Below are 18,792 nucleotides of genomic sequence, written 5' to 3' on the forward strand. Positions count from 1 at the left end.
CCTTCCCATGGACACCATGCGTGACCGTTTCGCCGCCGTCGCCGGACGCCTGCTGGACGATGACCCGCGGCTGGCCGTCGTGCTGGCGGTCATCTCCGGGGACCGCTTCAAGGACGCCGCCCGCGACCATCCCGACCGGGTGATCGACGTCGGCATTCGTGAGCAGCTGCTGGTCAGCGTCGCCGGCGGGCTGGCGCTGACCGGGCTGCGGCCGATCGTCCACACCTTCGGCAGTTTCCTCGTGGAACGCCCCTTCGAGCAGGTCAAGCTGGACCTGGGGCACCAGGGCGTCGGCGCGGTGCTGGTCAGCTCGGGGGCCTCGTACGACATCGCCGCGGGCGGCCGCACCCACCAGGCTCCCGGTGACGTCGCCCTGCTGGACACCCTCGACGGCTGGACCGTGCACGTGCCCGGCCACCCCGACGAGGCCGAGGCGCTGCTCCGGCACGCCGCGGCCGACGACGACAACCGGGTCTACGTACGGCTCGGCGAGCAGTCCAACCGCACGGCGCAGCCGGTCTCCCCGGGCCGCTTCCGGGTGCTGCGCGAGGGCCGGGCGGGCGTCGTCGTCGCCGTGGGCCCGCTGCTCGACGCCACGCTGGAGGCCGTGGAGGACATGGACGTGACGGTGCTGTACGCCTCCACGGTGCGCCCCTTCGACGCGGCCGGGCTGCGGGCGGCCGTGGCGCGCACGGACGCGGCGGACGTGGTGCTGGTCGAGCCGTACCTGGCGGGCACGTCGGCGCCCTTCGCCGCCGAGGCCCTGCTCGACCTGCCGCACCGCGTCCTCGCCCTGGGCACGGCCCGCCAGGAGCTGCGCCGCTACGGCACCTGGCAGCAGCATGTGGCGGCCCACGGCCTGGACGCGGCCGGGCTGCGGGCGCGGATCGGCGGCTTCCTGGCAGGCTCCCCGCGCCCGGCGGGCCTCGTGGGCTCGGGCGTCCGGTAGCCGGGGGCGTCCGCTAGCTCCAGGGGAGCTCCGATCGGTGCCGCCAGTACGCCGGGGCCGGTTCGGCCAGGGCGGCGAGCCGGGTCAGGTCCCCGGCCTCGAGCCCGAGGGAGGCGGCCCTGGCGTTGGCGGCGGCCTGACCGGTCGTCGCGGCGCCGGAGAGCACGATGCCCGCCCAGGGGCGGCGCAGGACCGCGGCGAGGGCCACGGCGTCGGGCGTGGCACCGGTCCGGTCGGCCACCTCCGCGAGGGGGGAGTCCGGATCGGCCGTGGCCAGGCGGCCATTGGCCATGGCCTCCTTGACGATCACGGTCGCTCCGGCGTCGTGCGCCTCGGCCAGGGCCGGGCCGGCGGAGGGCTCCAGCAGGTTGTAGGTGGCCTGCACGACGGTGAACAGGCGCCGCCCGTCCACCGTCACCTTCAGCGCCGCGCGGATCGCCTCGGCCTGCAGCGGCCCGCTGGTGGACAGGCCCACCTCGACGCCGTCGGCCGCCAGCCGGGCGAGGCGGGCGTGGAGGTCGCGGTCGGACAGGGCCGGGCTGTCCGGGGTGACGGAGTGGATGTGGTAGACGTCGAGGCGGTCGCCGAGCAGGGCGCGCGTCTCGGCGATCTGCCGGTCGTACGTGGCGGTTCCGTGGTCCTTGACCTCGTGCACCTCGGCGTCGACCCGCCAGCCGGCCGTGTAGGTGTAGCCCCACTTGCTGCCGATCACCACGTCGGTGGCCTCGGGGTGGGCGTCCAGCCAGCTCGCCAGGAACTCCTCGGCCCGCCCGTAGGAGCGGGCCGCGTCGAAGTAGCGGATGCCGAGCGCGTAGGCGGTGTCGAGGACCGCGTGGGCGCGGTCCCGCATCGCCTCGACGGTGCGCTCGGCGGGCAGGTCGGCGGCGCGGCCGAGGTCGATGTAGGCGGGTCGGCCGACGGCGGCGAGACCGAGACCCAGCCGGGGCAGGGGGGCGGTGGCGAGTCGTTCGAAGGGCACGGTCGCCACCGTACTCCCGGTGGAGTACGCCGATCCGGTGCCTGAGGCGGACGTCGCGGGTGATCACCGGAATGCATAGTGGGAACGTCCGGCTCTTCGTCCCCGTCCGAGGATCACGCATGCGATTCGCCCTGCCCAGGACCTGGCGCACGCGACGGCGGCCGGCGGCCGCCGTCGCCGCCCTCGCCCTGCTCGCCGGAGGCGGCGTCGTCACCCTCGCGGTGGCCGACGACCCCGCGCCCGTGCGCCGCCAGGACCGGGTCCTCTCGTTGCCCGAGGCCCCGGGCAGCGCCGCCGAGGTGCGGATCGACACCTCCTACTTCACCTCCGGCGGGTCGGCGCCGCGCCCGGCGGTGCTGCTCGCGCACGGATTCGGCGGCAGCAAGGACGACATGAGGGCCCAGGCCGAGTCCCTCGCCCGCAGCGGCTACGCCGTGCTGACCTGGTCCGCGCGGGGTTTCGGCGCCTCGGGCGGGCGGATCGGGCTCAACTCCCCCGACGCCGAGGTCGCGGACGTCTCGCGGCTCATCGACTGGCTGGGCCGGCGGCCCGAGGTGCTGCGCGACGGCCGGGACGATCCGCGGGTCGGCATCGCGGGGGCCTCGTACGGCGGGGCCGTCTCCTTGCTGGCGGCCGGCCACGACCGGCGGGTGGACGCCATCGCGCCCGCGATCACCTGGTGGGACCTGGGCGAAGCGCTGTTCCCGCAGGGCGTGTTCAAGAAGCTGTGGGCGGGGATCTTCTTCTCCACGGGCTCGCGCGGCGCCGCGTGCGGCTTCACCGCCGAACTGTGCGCGATGTACGACAGGTCGGCCGTCGCCGGCCGCCCGGACGCCGCGACGCTGCGGCTGCTGAAGCGCTCCAGCCCCTCCTCGGTGGCCGGGCGCATCAAGGTGCCGACCCTGGTGGTGCAGGGCCAGAACGACTCCCTCTTCCCGCTCGGCCAGGGCGACGCCATAGCGCGTGCCGTCGCCGCGAACGGCGCGCCCGTGGCCGTCGACTGGTTCTCCGGCGGGCACGACGGCGGCGACCAGGAGACCTCCCGGATCGAGGCGCGCACCACGGCCTGGTTCGACCGCTGGCTGAAGCGCGACAAGGGCATCGACACCGGGCCCGCGTTCCGTGTCACCCGCACCGGAGGCGTCGACACCACCGACGGCAGGGCCGTACGCCGCGGCGCGGACGCCGACGCGTACCCGGGGCTGGAGGGCACACGGACCCGGACGGTCCCGCTCGGCGGGCGCGCTCAGACGGTGGCCAACCCGGCCGGCGGCAGTCCGCCCGCGATCTCCGCGGTGCCCGGTGTGGGCGCGCTGTCCCAGCTCTCCGACCTCGGCCAGGGGCTGTCGCTGTCCCTGGACTTCCCCGGTCAGCGCGCCGCCTTCGACTCGGCGCCGCTGACCTCGGCGCTGCGGCTGACCGGCGCTCCGACGACGCGGGTCACCGTCGGCACGGACGCGCCTGCCGGAGCGGTGCTCTTCGCGAAGCTGTACGACGTGGGTCCGGGCGGCAACGAGACCCTGCCGCACCAGCTGGTCGCGCCGCTGCGGGTCGCCGGGAGCGGCACGGTGCGGGTGCGACTGCCCGCCGTGGACCACGAGTTCGCCGTCGGCCACCGGCTGCGGCTGGTGCTGTCCACCACCGACCTGGGCTACGCCTCCCCCGTCGCGGCCGCCACGTACCGGGTGTCCCTGCCCGAGGGCACCGCGCTGACCGTGCCGACCGACCCGGAGCTGACCACCGACCAGGGCGCGCTGCCCGCCTGGGTGTGGCTGGTGCCGGCCGGCGCGCTCGCGCTGGCGGCGGCGCTGCTGCTGACCGGCCGCCGCCGGGCGGGTGCGGTGCGGCAGGCGCCGGACCCGGCGCTCGCGCAGGTCCCGCTGGAGATCTCCGGGCTGTCCAAGCGCTACCGTGGGGCGGCGGACCGCTACGCCGTGCGGGAGTTGTCGTTCCGGGTGGAGCGGGGCCAGGTGCTGGGGCTGCTCGGCCCCAACGGCGCGGGCAAGACGACGACGATGCGCATGATGATGGGCCTCATCCGGCCCGACGCGGGCACCATCCGCGTGTTCGGCCACGCGATCCGGCCGGGCGCGCCCGTGCTGTCCCGGGTGGGGGCCTTCGTGGAGGGCGCGGGCTTCCTGCCGCACCTGACGGGGCGGGCCAACCTGGAGCTGTACTGGCGGGCCACGGGCCGGCCGGCGGCCGACGCCCACGTCGAGGAGGCCCTGGAGATCGCCGGCCTCGGCGAGGCCCTGGGGCGCGCGGTGCGCACGTACTCGCAGGGCATGCGCCAGCGGCTCGCCATCGCGCAGGCCATGCTGGGCCTGCCCGACCTGCTCATCCTCGACGAGCCGACCAACGGGCTCGACCCGCCGCAGATCCGCGAGATGCGCGAGGTGGTGCGGCGCTACGCGGCCGCCGGCCGTACCGTCCTCGTCTCCAGCCACCTGCTGTCGGAGGTGGAGCGGAGCTGCACGCACCTGGTCGTCATGGACAAGGGGCGGCTCGTCGCGGCCGGTCCGGTCGGCGAGATCGCCGGGAGCGGACAGACGCTCTTCGTCGGCGCGCCGGGCATGGCCGACGAGGCGCGGGAGGCGGTCGCCGCGAAGCTGTCGGCGCTGCCCGGCGTCGAGGCGGCCGAGGCCGTGGACGGCGGGCTGCTGGTCCGGCCGGGTGCGACGGCCGTGCCGGAACTGCTGTCCGAACTCCTGCGGCTCGATGTGCCGGTGGAGCGGGTCGGCCCGCACCGCCGCCTGGAGGACGCGTTCCTGACCCTGATCGGAGGTCCCGCGTGACCGAGACCCTGGAACTGGCCGAGGGGTACCGTCCGGGCCGCACCCTCCCGCTGCGGGTCGAGGCGGTGCGGCAGTTGCTGCGCCGCCGTACGCTCGTCGCGTCCGCCGTCGTCCTCGGCCTGCCCGTGATCGTGTGGGCGGCCTTCGCCATCGGCGGCACCCCGCGGGGGCGGGACACCGGCCCGACGATGATGGACGTGGCCACCGCCTCCGGCGTCAACTTCTCGCTGGCGGTCCTCTTCGTCTCCTCCGGCTTCCTGCTGACGATCCCGGTCGCCCTCTTCTTCGGCGACACGATCGCCTCGGAGGCCAACTGGTCCTCCCTGCGCTACCTGCTGGCCGCCCCGGTGCCCCGCGCCCGGCTGCTCGCCTCCAAGGCGCTGGTGTCCCTCGCCTTCAGCGCCGCCGCCGTGCTGGCGCTGCCCACGGTGGCGCTCGCCGTCGGCACGCTCGCCTACGGCTGGGGGGACCTGGAGCTCACCACGGCCGGTTCCCTGCCCCCGGGCACCGCGACGGGGCGCCTGGCGATCGCCGCCCTGTACGTCTTCGTGGGCCAACTGGCCGTCGCGGGCTTCGCCTTCTGGCTCTCCACGCTCACCGACGCGCCGCTGGGAGCGGTCGGCGGGGCCGTGGGCGTCGCGATCCTCTCCAACATCCTGGACACGATCTCGGCGCTGGGCTCGCTGCGGGACGTCCTGCCGACGCACTGGCAGTACGCCTGGATCGACGCGCTGCAGCCCCGCCTGGAATGGTCGGGCATGCTCAAGGGCACCTCGGTGTCGCTGTCCTTCGCGGTGGTGTTCTTCGCGCTGGCCTTCCGCGGCTTCCGGGGGAAGGACATCGTGTCCTGACGCACAGCGTGCTGCTGACCGGGTCGGGGCCGGGGAACGCGGACCGGGTGCCGGTCGTGCGGGCGCTTCGGTCCATGCCGGGGCTGAGCGCGCGGCGGGGCAGGCAACTGCCGGACTCCGTACCGCTCGTGGTCGTGCAGGGCACCCGGCTGAAGGCGGCAGGGGCCGGATCCGGGTTGCGCCGCACATCGAGCGGGCGCGGCTTCGCCCCCGGATCCGGTCCCGGTGCCGACCAGCCGTGCACGCCTCCCGGCTGGTCGGCGGAGGGCTGACCGCCGGCCCGCCGTTCCCTGCGCCGCTGAGCCGTTACACCGGGGCGCCCGTCGCCCCGGCGGGCGAGACCGGCGCGTCGGCGGACGGATCGGCGCCCCAGGCCGCGGCGCACAGGGCACGGGAGAGTTCGTCGGCGTAGACGGCGGCGGCGAGCCAGGCGAGGGCGAAGCGGTCGGTGTCGGCGGGCAGGAGGCGCCCGAAGGGGTCCCGGCCGCGGTCGGCCGCGGCGTGGCGGAGGTCGTCGAGGAGGTCCGCGGCCGTCGGGAGCGCGGAGCGGCGCAGGTGTCCCGCGTCGGGCGCGGAGTTCGTGGGGAGGGCGAGGACGCGGCGGCCGCCGGAGGCTGCCTGGTGGACGCGGCGGAGCAACAGGTGGACGGGGGCCTCGTCGGGCGCGGGAGACGGCGGCAGGGGGACCGCGGGTGCGGCGGCGGGGAGGTCGGCGCGCTGCAGGCGGTCGAGGCCGGTGTCGACGCGGGCCTCGGGGTCGGCCGGGTGGCTGGTGGCCAGCAGCAGCGCGCGGGGGTGCGGGGCGGGGTCGAGCCGGGCGACGACACGCAGCGTGGTGCCCGGCGTGCCCGCGAGCAGCCGCAGGTTGTCGCGGTGGGGCAGCGCGGGGTGGTCGTGCGCTGCGGAAAGCCGGACCGTCAGATCACCGCACTGGGCGAGCAGGCAGTCACCGCCGGCCTCGGGGGCGGTGCCGATCAGGGTGACGTCGAGGAAGAGCAGGCCGTCGCCGGTGCCGAGGGCGCGCATGGCCTGCTCGGCGACGGGCACCCGCCAGAGGCGGTCCAGGGGCTCGGCCGTCCAGGCGGCGCCGGTGGCCCGGACGGCGCGGACGGCGGCTCCCGCGCCGAGCCGCCCGGTGGGCGAGACCGTCGCGCCGGACACCGCAAGGCCCGCGCGGGACAGTTCGCGGTGGGTGAGGGCGGTGTCTCCGATGCGCACGGCCCGGTCGCCGGCTCCCGTGGCGCGGCCGGGGCCGCCGGGGGCGACGTCGGAGACGGTGTAGAGGCGGCCGTCGGCGTCGGCGGTCCAGGTGACGGCGCCGGCGTAGCCGCTCGCGGTGAGCACGGGCTCGGAGAACAGCCCGTACAGCCGCAGCGAGCCGTCCGGGGTGTACGGCTGCCGTGCGGTGCCGCGCACGGCAGCCAGCTCGGGGCCGCTCGCGTGGGGGACGCGGTACGCGGTGCCGAGGAGTTCGCGGAGTGCGGCGACCAGGTCGGCGAGACGGTGCCCGGGGTCGGCGGCCCGGGCGGCGCGCAGCCGGGTGACGACGGAGACCGCCGCGGCGGCGCAGCGGTGCAGTCCGCCCAGCCGGGCGGCGTGCGCGGCCCGGAGCAGTTCGGCCTGGACGACGGCGCCGGAGCCGTCGATGCCCGCGTCGAGGACTACGGCGCCCGCTGCGCGCAGGGCGCCGGCGGCGGCACGCTGCTCCGGGGTGGCGGTCTCGGGCGCGGCCTCGGGCGCCGTCTCCCCGGCCGTCTCCGGCGGGACTTCCTCGGCTGCCGGCTCGGGAGCCTCGGCGACGGGTGCGGCCGAGGCGGCGGCGGCACGGTGCAGGCAGTCGGGCGCGAGCAGGCAGCCGCAGCGCACGTCCTCGACCCGGCTCACCGTGCCGCCGGGGGCGTGCAGTTCGAGGTCGGTGCCGTCGTCGACGGCGATCCGGGTGATGTCGCCGTCGACGGCCACCGGGCGGGCCACGAGCTTGGCGACGCCGGCGTCGAGGCGCTTGCGCAGCCGCGGGGACAGGGCCTCGACGAGTTCCGCGGTCACGGACGGCGCGACCGGGGGGAGTTGCTGGTCCATGTGAGCTCTTCCCTGTTCAGCGGGCGAATTCGAGAGGGCGGAAGGCGGCGGCCGCGAACCCCGGCACCCCCGCGTCCCGGGCCACGGCCGGGGCCGCCGGATGAAGTTGCCGCCTCATGCGATCTCCTCCCCCACCCAGCAGCCTTCGCGAGGGCGGAAGGCGGCAGCCGCAGCGAATGTCCTCACCACCGGCATCCACGACGATCCGCGGGCGAGGGCCGTCCACGACCGCCCAAGGGACGGCCGGACCCGCCCGGTGAAGTTGCCGCCTCATGCGATCTTCTCCCCCACCCATCGGGCGAGTTCGAGGGGGCTGAGGGCGGCGACGGGCATGCCCGCGGCGACGAGCTGCCCGGCGACGCCGGTGGAGTAGCGGGGGCGCCCGGCGTCGTCGAGGCTGGCGCAGCCCAGGACGTGGCAGCCGGCTCCGACCAGGGCACGGACCTCGGCCAGGAGGCCGCCGAGCGGATATCCCTCCTCGAAGTCGCTGACGACCACGACGAGGGTGCGCGAGGGCACGGTCACCAGTTCGCGCGCGTGCCGCAGCCCGGCGGCGATGTGGGTGCCGCCGCCGACGCTCACCTCCAGGAGCAGGGAGAGCGGGTCCTCGACATGGTCGGTGAGGTCGATGACCTCGGTGGAGAACGCCAGGAAGTGCGTGGACAGGGTGGGCACCCCGGCCAGGACGGAGGCGGTGAGCGCGGCCCAGATCGTGGAGGCCTCCATGGACCCCGACACGTCGGTCACCAGGATCAGCCGCCAGTCGGCGGCCCGCTGGGCCCGGGAGCGGAACACCGGCCGCTCCGGGATCACCTGGACGGTGCCGTCGGGCCCGCGGCGTGCGGTGGCCAGGTTGGCGCGCAGCGTACGGGCCAGGTCGAGGCCGCCTCCGGGGCGCCGGCTGGGTCGCGGGAGGGCGGTGCCGTGCAGCGCGGGGCGCAGGCGGGTGGCGAGTCGACGGGTGAGGGCCTCGACCAGGCGCCGTACGAGCGGGCGGAGCGCGACCAGCCGGGCCTCCGGCAGCCCGCCCGCGTGCCGCAGGACGCTGCGCAGCAGGTCCACGGAGGGGCGCACGCTGTCGGGGCCGAGTTCGGCGACGACGTCCTTGCGGCCGGACGTGGCGGCGGCCGCCAGCACCTCCTCGCGGATGCCGGGCCCGAACAGCGCGGCCAGTTCCTCGGACCACTCGCGCACCCCGGGGTAGGGTGCCTCGCGGCCACCGCGGTCGCCGCCCGCCGTGCCGCGCCCGCCGAGGTCGCCGCGGCTGCCCTCGCCCCGGCCGTTGCCGTACAGCTCGTCCAGTGCCGTGGCCAGGGCGGCGGCGGAGAGCGGCAGCCGGTCGCCGCGGCGGCCCAGCACCAGGCGCCACCGGTGGGCGGGGGCGAGGGTGAAGGCCGCCACGGCGGGGGTCTCACCCGGTGCTCCGGGGGCGCCGGCGGACCGCTGCGTGCCCGGCGGCGTCCGGTGGGCGTGGCCCGCACCGTCGGCCGCCGCGCCCACGGGTCCGCCTTCGCCGGTGACCGCGCCGGGGGCGGTGGCACCGTGCGGTGCGCTCAGCAACGCCGTGGCGGCGGGGCCGGCGGGGAACGCCGTCGCCGACGGGCCCGCGGGCCCGTCCTCGCGGACAGCCGCGTCGGTGGCCTGGTCGTACGAAGTGCCCGGCTCCACGGGGACTGTTGCCGCCGCGACGGCCGTTGACACTGCCTCCGGCAACTCGTGCGAGGGCGGCGTCGCCCGTGGGGGGAGCAGGCCGAGTCGGTCCAGGGCCGCGCGGGCCGCGAGGTCGGCGCGGGTCCAGATGGCGAGGGCGACGGGGTCGACGCCCTCGGTGTCGGCGATGCCGTCGGTGTCCAGGCGTTCCTCGACTGCGGCCAGGAGCCGGTCGCGGGCGGCCGGGCTGAGGGTGTCGAAGCCGCCGCGCAGGGCGGGCAGGCGCGACAGGAAGGCCTGGTCGGGCAGGTCCCGGACGCGGTCCAGCAACGGTTCCAGGACGGGCGCCGCCGCCTCCAGCAGCGGGCCGGCCGCCGTCAGCAGCCCGGTGAGCCGGGCGGTGAGGGCGGCGCGGGAGTCGGGGTCACCCGCCGCGTCGACCCAGGAGGCGACGCGGGCGCCGAGGGTCTCGGGCGCCTCGTGGCCGAGGAGGACCCGGACGGCGCCCGCGGCCCCGCGCATCAGCGGGGAGCCGTCCGCGGCGAGTCGCGCGAGGGCGTCGGTGAGCCGGACGCCGCCCAGGAGGTCGGCGCGGTGGGCGAGTTCGAGCAGGGCGTGCGCGTCGGCGGGGTCCTCGGAGCCGGTCAGGCCGTCCACCTGGCGGACCGCCGCCGCGGTCAGCAGGTCGGCGACGGCGGTGGCGCGGGCGGTGCGGGCCTCGTCCGCGCCGAGCCCGGCGATGTGGCCGGCCCGGACGCGGTCCAGCAAGGCGAGCCCCGCGAGGAGTTCGGGGAGCGTGCCGGAGGCGGGGAGCACCTCGGCGGTCTCGGCCAGGCGTTCCCCGGCGAGTGCGGGGAGCCCGCACTCGGCGGCCTGGGCCAGTCCGGTGAGGGTCTGTGCCGCGGTGGGGCCGCCCTCGTCCGTCTCCTGGCGGCGACGTTCGCGCAGCACGCCCTCGGCGGCCTGGGCGGCGGTGACGCCGCGGACCCCGGCGGCGGTGAGCAGCGCCGCGGTGGCGGGTGTCCAGCGCAGCTCCCAGCGGGTGGTGAGGCCCTCGGTGCCGGCCGCCCCCGCGACGTCCTTCGGCTCGGCGTAGGGCACGCCGCACACGGTCAGTCTGCGCAGCAGGAGTTCGCGGCGGCGGTCGAGGTCGGAGCGGAGCGGATCCAGGCGCAGGTCCCGGGCGCCGGCCGGGGCGGCGGAGTCCGGGCCGGGGGCGGGCAGGCCCAGCGCGGCCAGTTCCGCCTCGACGGCGGGCGCGAGACCGCTGCGCGGAGCGTCGGGGGCGGGGCGTCCGCCGCGGGTGCCGACCAGCACCCGTTCCATGGCGCGCGCCACGGCCCGTCCGCGGCCGTACGGCTCACCCTGGGCCAGCACGGTCTGCACCGCCTCGACGAGCTCGCCCCGGCCGGCCGCGGGCAGCCCGCGCAGCCGTGCCAGGTCACCGGCGAGCCGGCTGATCTCGCGCGCGTCGGCCGGGCCCGACGGGTGGCCCTGGGCACGCAGTTCGGCGCAGATGCGGACGGCGGCGCGGGCGAGCACCTCCTCGAGGGCGGCGGGGTCGCCGGCCGCCTCCAACACCATGTGCTGCCACTCGGGGTCGCGGATGCCCGCCGGATAGCCGGAGCGTTCGTCCAGCAGCGGGTACGCGTAGGGGATCAGGGAGGTCGTCCAGGCGGCACCGCTCCCGGGTGCCGGAGGTGCCTCCTCCGGGCCTTCCACGGGCGCGGTGCCCCGCGGCCACACCTCGGCCGGGACGAGGGCCGGCGCGTGGAAGGCGCCGACGACGACGGCCGCGCGGCGGCCGTCCGCGGTGGCCTCGGCGATGCGGGCCCGCATCCACCGCTCGCGGCGCAGGTCGAGGCCGGGGACGCCCGGGCCCTCGGCGGCGTCGCGGCGTAGCGCCCATCCCGTCAGCAGGGCGGCACGGCGCAGCGCTTCGGGCGGTGAGCCCGGGGCGGTGGCCTCGACGAGGCGGTCCCACAGGTCGTCGCCGGGGCGGCCGGTGAGCCGGGCGCGCAGGGCGGCGTGCAGCCCGGGTCCGGAGTTCCCCGCCGCGGCTGTCGTGCGGCCGGCGTGCCAGGCGCGGTCGGCGAGCGGCAGGTCGCAGGCGACGACCGGGACGCCGCCCCGCGCCGCCCAGCGGACGGCGGCGAGTTCGGGCGAGAAGTCGGCGAAGGGGTAGAAGGCGGGGCCGCCGCCCCGGTCGCCGGGGGCGGCGGCGAGGGCGACGGGGGCCCGGGTGTCCTCGTGGGCGAGCCAGGTCAGCCATTCCTGCATCTCGCCGGGGAGTTCGACGAGCAGAACGTCGGGCTTCGCCCCGTCGAGGAGGGCGGGCAGCGCCGCCGCCAGCGACGGGGCGTGGTGCCGTACGCCGACGAGGTAGGGCGCGGCCGGGTCGGTGAGGATGTCTGCGGCCTCGTCCGGGGTGAGGGACACGGGCTCAGCCTTCCAGGACGGCGCGCAGCTCCCACAGGGTGCGCCAGGTCGGGGAGCCCTGCTCGGCGCGGCGCCGGACGGGGCCGTCCCAGTAGCCGAGCAGCCGGGCGGCGTCGGCCGGGTCGTCCTTGCGTACGACGCCCAGGAGATGGCCGGGGAGCAGGCCGAGCACGTCCCGGTCGCCGGGGAAGTACGCGGCGGCCAGGGCGAGCGCGCCGGCGACCGCGACGGCCTCCGCGGTGCTCATCACCGTGGAGGGCCGCTCCACCTCCCAGCCCTCGGCGGAGCGGCCCTCGCGCAGGTCGCGGAAGGCGGTGACGAGCGCCTCCAGGACGGCGTCGTCGACCTGGTACGGGGCGCCCGCCCGTTCGACGGCGGCGCGGGACTGGCTGCGCACGAGCGCGGTCTCGGCGTCGAGGTCGTCGATGGGGCCGACGGTCTCGAAGTTGAAGCGCCGCTTGAGGGCGGCGGACATCTCGGAGACTCCCTTGTCGCGGAGGTTGGCGGTGGCGATCAGGTTGAAGCCGGGCGCCGCGTGCGCCAGGGCGTCGTCGCCGCCGGCGAGTTCGGGGACGGCGATGCGCCGTTCGGAGAGCAGGGAGACCAGGGAGTCCTGCACCTCGGGCAGGCAGCGGGTGACCTCCTCGACGCGGGCGATGGCGCCGCGCGTCATGGCGGTGAGCACGGGTGAGGGGACGAGCGCCTGCCGGCTGGGGCCCTGGGCGAGCAGCAGGGCGTAGTTCCAGCCGTACTTGAGCTGGTCCTCTGTGGTGCCTGCGGTGCCCTGGACGACGAGCCCGCTGGTGCCGCAGACCGCGGCGGACAAAAGCTCGGAGAGCATCGACTTGGCGGTGCCGGGTTCGCCGACGAGGAGCAGGCCGCGTTCCCCGGCGAGGGTGACGACGCACCGTTCCACCAGGGCGCGGTCGCCGACGAACTTGGCCTCGACGACGAGCCGGCGCGGCACGCCCTCGGGGACCTCGGCGTCGTCGGGCAGACGCAGGACCTGCCCGTCGCTGCCCATGACGAAAGTGACGACGGCGCGCGGGGTGAGCCGCCAGGCGGGCGGGCGGGGTCCGCCGTCGTGGGCGGCGAGGAAGGCGAGTTCGGTGGCGTACCGGTCCTCGGGCGGGGTGATCTGCCGCGCGGCGGGGGCGGGGGCGGTGGTGGTCATCGGCGGCGGCCCTTCCGGGTGGCACGGGTGGTGAGTTCTTCGAAGGCGGGGGCGTCGCCGGCGCGGACGCGTTCCCAGGCGCGGGCGAACAGCTCGGGCACGGGCAGCATCGGCACGACGCGGGCGTGGTGGCGGACGGGGTAGAGGTTTTCCTTCCAGGTCTCCACGGGGAGGGCGGGGGCCTTGAGGTCGCGCCAGCCGCAGGGCAGGAAGAGGGTGCGGCCGGCGCGGGGGCGCTTGGCCTCGACGACGAGGGGGGTCGCGGCCAGTTCGGCTCGGGCCTTCCTCATGCGGGTGGGCTTCCAGCCCGTCCAGCGGGCGCAGTTGCGGTCCGTGGGGTCGGGCAGCGCGAGCAGCTGGAGGTAGAGCCCGGCGGCGTCCTCGCTCAGGCCGTGGGCCGCGGCGACCTCGGTGACCAGGTCGGGCACGGTGACCGTGGGGTCCTGGGCGTGACCTGCGGGCGCGCCGGGGTCACCGCCCGCCGTGACGGCCCGGGCGAGTTCGCCGCCCAGCACGGCGCGCAGCGCCTGCACGCCGCCGCCGCGGTGGACGCCGACGAGCCCCTCGAGGAGACCGAGGACGGGGTCCTCGGACCCGGTCAGCCCGGCGGGGCGGACGAGCACCGCCTCGGTGTCGCTGTACCAGGGGCGGAGCACGAGCGCGTCGCCCACCTGGGTCAGGCCGTGGGTGCCGGCCCCGGCGGCGGTCAGCCCGTAGGCCTTGCGGATCTGGACGGCGGTGGGGCCGCCCTTCTCCGTCCAGGCGACGTCGAGGTCGAGCAGCAGGCCGGGGTCGGCGATCCGCCGCCGCAGCGCGGCCAGGCCCTCGGGGAGGGCGGCGCGCAGCGGATGGCCGTACGGCAGCCCGTAGGCGAGTCCGGCGAGCGTGGCGACGGAACTGGTGATGTCGTGCCGTCCGGGCAGCGCGGACGGGTCGGCGGGGACGAGCTCGCCGTCCTTGCCGGGGCGCTGCACGGTGGTGCGGCTCAGCCAGGGCGTCAGGGCGGGGTTGAGCACGGCTTCGGCGGACGCGGCGGTGACCCCGGCGAGTTCGGCGGCGACGTCCTCCGGCAGGCGCACGGCGGAGCCGAGGCGTTCCTGCCAGAGGCGGCCGGCTGCGGCCGTGTCGGGGCCGCGGGTCCACAGGTCGGCGGGCTCGTCGGGGAGCAGGGACCCGATGAGGGCGGCGCGGTCGTCCCGGGAGACCGACTCCAGCATGCCGTCGCCGAAGTCCTTCTGGCGTGGCTTCAGTTCCATGAGGGCCAGCGCCTCGGCGCCCGGTTCCTCCGGTCGCCCGGCCACGAGCAGCGTCGCCTGGACGGGGCCGAGGCCGCCGCCGGTGGCTGCCGCGAGCGCGGCGGGGGCGTCGGCGCGCCAGGGCGCGGGGCCCTTGTCGCGGACGAGGCGGGTGACGGCGGCGAGCCGCTCGGCGGGGAAGGCCGGCGCGTGGTCCGTCTCGTCCTCCAGGCTGAAGTGGGCGACGGCGCCGAACACCCCGGTGGGGTCGTGGTCGAGGGCGAGCCAGTGGACGCGGCCGCGGTCGCCGTCGACGCTCTGGCAGCCGAGGATCACGACGGTGCGTCCGCCCTTGCGCAGAACCTGGCCGGCGCGCTGCTGCTTGCCGTGCTTCTCGACGAGGACAATCTCGCGGAGCCCGCTCCCGGGTACCGCCAGCGGGCCCTCGCTGATGGCGTCGAAGAACAGCAGGAGCGCCTCGCGTGCCTCCGGTGCGAGGGCGGGCGCCGCGGCCCGGTAGGCGAGCGGCCGCAGCACGGGCAGGGCGGACAGCCACACCATGCCGATGCCGGGGACGGTGTACGCGTCGCTGCTCCAGCCGCCGCCCGTGGCACCGAGTCCGGCCGACTCCGGCAGTGGCTTGCCGTCCGCTTCCTTGCCGGACAGGACGTGGTTGACCGCCCGGATCTGTTGCAGCGCGCTCCACTGGGTGGTGCCGTTCCACCAGTAGCCGCGCCGGCCGGCGATGCCGTCCAGGGCGGAGCGCAGGGTGCCGTCGTCGCCGTGCGGCGGCTTGTAGTCGGCGAACATGCCCTCGGTGCGGCGCAGCGACTGCCGCGGCGTGTCGTCGGGAGGGGCGACGAAGGAGGCGACGGACCCGGCGTGGCGCAGTGTGCCCCGGACGAGGGCGGTGACGCCGATGAGCAGCCGTGCGTCCGTGAGCGCGGGGAGGGTGCCCGCGACGGCCGCCCGCGCGACGGTCTCCGCCGACGGGCCGGTGTACGTCTTGGTCCGGCTGACTTCGGCGTGGTGTTCCGCCAGGGCTTGGGCGGTGACGCGCATCAGCTCGGCGGCCTGCTCGTCGGTGAGGGCGCGAAGCACCGCCGAGGCCCCCTCGTCACGCGGGCGCAGGGCGTGCCAGAAAGCGAGCGGCGGCACGTAGCGCGTGCCGGCGGCGAACTCGCCGCCCTGCTCGGCGAACGCGACGCTGCCCAGTTCGTCGTCGCAGGTGGCGTCGCCCGCCGCGTACAACGACACCTTCTGGTGGGTGAGCGCCACGACGGGCTCGGCCCCGCCGGGGAGCCGCAGCGCGCCGAGCGGGACACAGCGTGCCCACCCATGGCTCCTGGTGGGGAGCGCGACGGTGCGCCCGTCGGGCGTGCCGGTGACGGTGCGGGACTGCCCGCCCTCGCCCTCGACGCGGACCCAGCGGCCGAGGACGGTGCCGTCGGTGCCGAAGGGGCTCTGCTCGAGGCCGGGCTGCAGCGGCAGGACCTCGCAGTCCTCCTGGCTGAGTCGCGCGCCGTCGCGGATGCCGGAGCGGAGGAAGGCCGGCAGTGAGGCGCGGCCGTGGGTGCCGGTGGCCGGGTCGTACTCCAGCCACACGTCGTCGCGGCCCTGCTTGCCCTGGCGCCACAGGGCGGTGCCGTCGCCGAGGACGGGGCGGCCGGGCGGCAGCACGGTGTCACCGGCGTGCAGGGTGCGGCCGCCGGTGGCGCGCCCGCCGCCGGGCAGCGGGATCGACGGGGCGGCGACGTGGCCGTGCCACCAGTGCGGAAGCTGCTCGCCGCCGAGGGTGAACACCTCGGAGGGGCGGGCGGACCAGTAGCCGAACTGCTTGTCCTCCTGCCGCCACATGACGAGCAGTTCGCCGTCGGCCCAGCGGAAGTGGGGGCGGTTCCAGCGGTCGAGTTCGACGGGGATGCGCAGGTCGTGGGCGAGCAGCACCTTGTCGGGCCCGACGACGACGGCCTTGTCCCCGCGGGCGAGGATCAGCGCGGGCCAGGCTTCGGACACGGCCAGGGTGTTGTCCTTGTTCTTGGCGACCGCCGCGTCGAGCAGGCGCAGGCCCTCGTCGAGGGCGGGCCAGCCCAGTTCGTCGAGAACGCCCTCGCGGAGTGTGCGGCCGAGCAGCGGCGCGATCTCGTGCGCGGCGACGCGGGCCACGGCTCCGGGGTTGACCCGGGCCGCGACGGGGCGGAACGGGCGCAGCCGTGCGAAGGCCTTCCGGGCGGCGGGCAGACCGGTGGCGTGGGTGAACTGCCCGGCGGCCTCGTCCAGCCACTCGCGCAGGATGGCGCCGAGCACCGGGTGCGCGGCCAGGGCCTCCAGTACGCCGGGCAGCCCCCGGTCCTCGCCGAGGTTGCCGATCGCCTTGTGCAGCAGGCGCCGCAGGCGCGGGTCGGCGGCGGTGGCGGCCAGATCGCGGCGGGCGGGGTCGGTGGAGCTCAGCCACCGGTGGAGCGGCAGGTGTACGGCGACGTTCTCGGCGGGCACGGACAGCGGCACGCGCTCCGCGGCGCACAGGTCGAGCAGGTCGAGTTCGGCGCCGGCGTGCCAGCGGCCCGTGAAGAGGTCGACGGGCCTGCCGTCGGCCCGAAGGCGCGGCGCCATGCGGGCGACGAGATCGAGGGTGGCCGGGGAGAGGTCGGAGCTCGCGGAGCCGTGTTTGCGGTGGGAGGCCCAGCGGCTGAGCCAGTCCGCGGCGTCGACGGCCTGCGCGGCCTCCCCCGCCTCGCCGGTGAGCACGGTGTCGGCGCCGGTCTCGGCGAGCACGGCGAGCCAGAACTCGTCGCCCTCGGCGTCGCGGCCGAGTCCGGTCGGCATGATCTCCAGCAGCCGTGCGCGGACGGCCGGTTCGCGCTCGGCGAGGACGGCGAGGGTGGCGCGGTAGGCGGTCCAGAAGGAGCCGGGGGCGCGGACGACGGCGGGCGAGGCGACGAGGTCGGCGAGCAGGGCGCACTCCTCGGTGACCCGGTTCAGGCCGGCGGCCTTGATCAGGCTCCTGGCGTCCTGCGGCAGCGACGCGTACGGGGGCATCCCGGCGGCGCAGCGTTCCACGATCAGCCGGCGGAACTGGCGCCAGGCCTCGGCCGGGTCCAGCCGCCGCGCCAGATCCTTGACGTGCTCCTTGAGGGCCTTGACGGTGAGGGCGCCGGCGAAGGCGAACTCCAGGAAGACGGCGCGCTGCCGGTCCTCGTCGACGGCGAGGCCGTGGACGCGCTCGGCGGCGCGGGCCTTGCCGAAGAAGGCCGCAGCGTACGCGGTGTTCTCGTGCTGGAGGAAGGCGCGGGCCGCCTGCTCGTGGAAGGTGGGCAGGAAGTGCGGGACCGCGCGGCCCAGGCGCTCGGCGAGCGCTTCGAAGCCGTCCTTGGCGGCGCCGGCACGGGACTTGGCCATCCTGGCGAGCCGCTCGACCTCCTTGACCAGGGCGAGCGCGTGGTGGCCGTTGGCCGGGTCGTTGACCAGGGCCCAGGCGGGGAAGCCGAGGGTCTCCCGGCGGACCTGGCCGACCTCGGGGGCCTCGCCCTCGCGGGTCAGGCCGAGGAAGTCCAGGGCGAGGTCCTCGGCCTCGCCGAGGGTGCCGGGCACGAGCCGGACGACGCGCCGGCCGTCCAGCACGGGGTGGCTGTAGGTGCGGGCGGTGAGGGTGTCGGCGTCCTCGCGGGCGCTGGTGCCGGGCGGCAGCACGGCGCCCGCGTCGAGCAGCGCGGCCGTGGTGGTGGGGTCGTAGGTGGTCATGCCGCCTGCTCCTCGTCCTCGATGTCGCGTCCCGCGTAGAGCGCGGCCGCCATGCGCATGCCCTCCGACCAGGCGACGGGGCCGACCTGGCCGAGCGTCAGGGTCTTGCCGGCGGTGTCGGTCCAGGACAGGGGCCCGGTCTCGGTCTCGCTCCAGCCGTCGTGGTCGCCGATCCAGATACGGGCCTCGACCGCGCGGCCGTCCTCCAGCACCGGGCAGACGGAGTGCCCGCCGCGCACCCGGTACCCGAGGGAGGTGGCGCGGCCGTGCAGGAAGCGCAGCTCCTTGAAGGTGCCGCCCGCGTACTCCTCGACGAGGGTGCCCTCGGGGTCGAGCCCGGCGGACCGCTGCCACACCTCACGGAAGAGTTGCCGCGCCTTCTGCTCCACACCCAGTTCGACGGCGAACTCCCGCAGCTCCTCAAGGTCGTCGAGAAGGACCGGGTGCGGGATGCGGACCATGTCCGGGGCGATGCGCACGGTGTCGCCGTCGAGGTCGACCAGGCCGAGGCCGCGCTCGGCGTCGGCGTCCCGCAGGAAGCCGGCGACCTGTCCGTCCTCCCCGGTGACGACGAGGTCGCGCAGGGCCGTCCGCCAGGCCGGGTCGGGCCACACGCGGCCGATCACGGCCAGGGGCACGGGAAGCGAACGCACCATCCAGCGCTCGACGTCGGTCAGGCACTGGCGTTCGTGCCGTTCCAGCCACTCGGCGAGCTGCCGCAGTCCCGTCACCGCCGGGTCGTCCGCCAGCTTGGCCGGCACCGACTTCAGCCGGCGGCCGGCCGCGTTGCGGCACACGACCTTCCCACCGTCGAGGGCGATTTCGTAGTCGCCCGCCGTGACCCACCCCATGCGTGCCTCCCTGCAACGCCGTGATCAAGTCACCGGAACAGTAGGCGAG

Annotated in this window: 9 protein-coding genes; 3 read left to right on the forward strand and 6 right to left on the reverse strand. The window is 76.6% G+C overall.

Annotated elements, in window-relative coordinates; genetic code table 11:
* The first annotated feature begins 7 nt into the window (after window positions 1-7).
* Window positions 8-949, forward strand: coding sequence for a transketolase family protein (locus tag ACRWNP_RS27430; protein ID WP_431965895.1), 942 nt, complete (start codon window positions 8-10; stop codon window positions 947-949).
* Between the two features lie 13 nt (window positions 950-962).
* On the opposite strand, the gene ACRWNP_RS27435 is transcribed toward ACRWNP_RS27430, so the two are convergent.
* The gene (locus ACRWNP_RS27435) at window positions 963-1,928 is read right to left on the reverse strand and encodes an aldo/keto reductase (RefSeq protein ID WP_431965897.1); all 966 of its coding nucleotides are present in this window, start codon (window positions 1,926-1,928) and stop codon (window positions 963-965) included.
* A 119-nt stretch (window positions 1,929-2,047) separates the two neighbouring features.
* On the opposite strand from ACRWNP_RS27435, the gene ACRWNP_RS27440 reads away from it, so the two are divergent.
* Both ACRWNP_RS27440 and ACRWNP_RS27445 read left to right on the forward strand, forming a co-directional pair.
* Window positions 2,048-4,723: an alpha/beta fold hydrolase gene (locus tag ACRWNP_RS27440; protein ID WP_431965898.1), complete on the forward strand. Its 2,676-nt coding sequence runs from the start codon at window positions 2,048-2,050 to the stop codon at window positions 4,721-4,723.
* A complete protein-coding gene (locus tag ACRWNP_RS27445) occupies window positions 4,720-5,574 on the forward strand; it encodes an ABC transporter permease (protein ID WP_431965900.1) in 855 nt (284 codons plus the stop codon). Before ACRWNP_RS27440 ends, ACRWNP_RS27445 begins: the two co-directional genes overlap by 4 nt.
* A gap of 306 nt (window positions 5,575-5,880) precedes the next feature.
* Here ACRWNP_RS27445 and ACRWNP_RS27450 read toward each other — a convergent pair whose 3' ends face one another.
* From ACRWNP_RS27450 to ACRWNP_RS27470, 5 genes are all read right to left on the reverse strand, one after another.
* Window positions 5,881-7,653, reverse strand: a complete 1,773-nt coding sequence (locus tag ACRWNP_RS27450) for a hypothetical protein (protein WP_431965902.1) — start codon at window positions 7,651-7,653, stop codon at window positions 5,881-5,883.
* A gap of 270 nt (window positions 7,654-7,923) precedes the next feature.
* Entirely contained in the window at window positions 7,924-11,742 is a 3,819-nt protein-coding gene (locus ACRWNP_RS27455) for a DUF5682 family protein (protein ID WP_431965904.1), read from the reverse strand.
* A gap of 4 nt (window positions 11,743-11,746) precedes the next feature.
* A complete protein-coding gene (locus tag ACRWNP_RS27460; protein ID WP_431965906.1) occupies window positions 11,747-12,916 on the reverse strand; it encodes an ATP-binding protein in 1,170 nt (389 codons plus the stop codon).
* Window positions 12,913-17,892, reverse strand: coding sequence for a hypothetical protein (locus tag ACRWNP_RS27465; protein ID WP_431965908.1), 4,980 nt, complete (start codon window positions 17,890-17,892; stop codon window positions 12,913-12,915). The genes ACRWNP_RS27460 and ACRWNP_RS27465 overlap by 4 nt, the downstream gene beginning before the upstream one ends.
* Window positions 17,889-18,743 carry a DUF4132 domain-containing protein gene (locus tag ACRWNP_RS27470; RefSeq protein WP_431965910.1) on the reverse strand — a complete coding sequence of 285 codons (855 nt, stop codon included), beginning with the start codon at window positions 18,741-18,743 and terminating at the stop codon, window positions 17,889-17,891. Before ACRWNP_RS27470 ends, ACRWNP_RS27465 begins: the two co-directional genes overlap by 4 nt.
* Window positions 18,744-18,792 lie beyond the last annotated feature (49 nt).

Origin of the sequence: Actinacidiphila sp. bgisy160 (genome assembly GCF_965342435.1) — a bacterium.
Classification (GTDB): domain Bacteria; phylum Actinomycetota; class Actinomycetes; order Streptomycetales; family Streptomycetaceae; genus Actinacidiphila.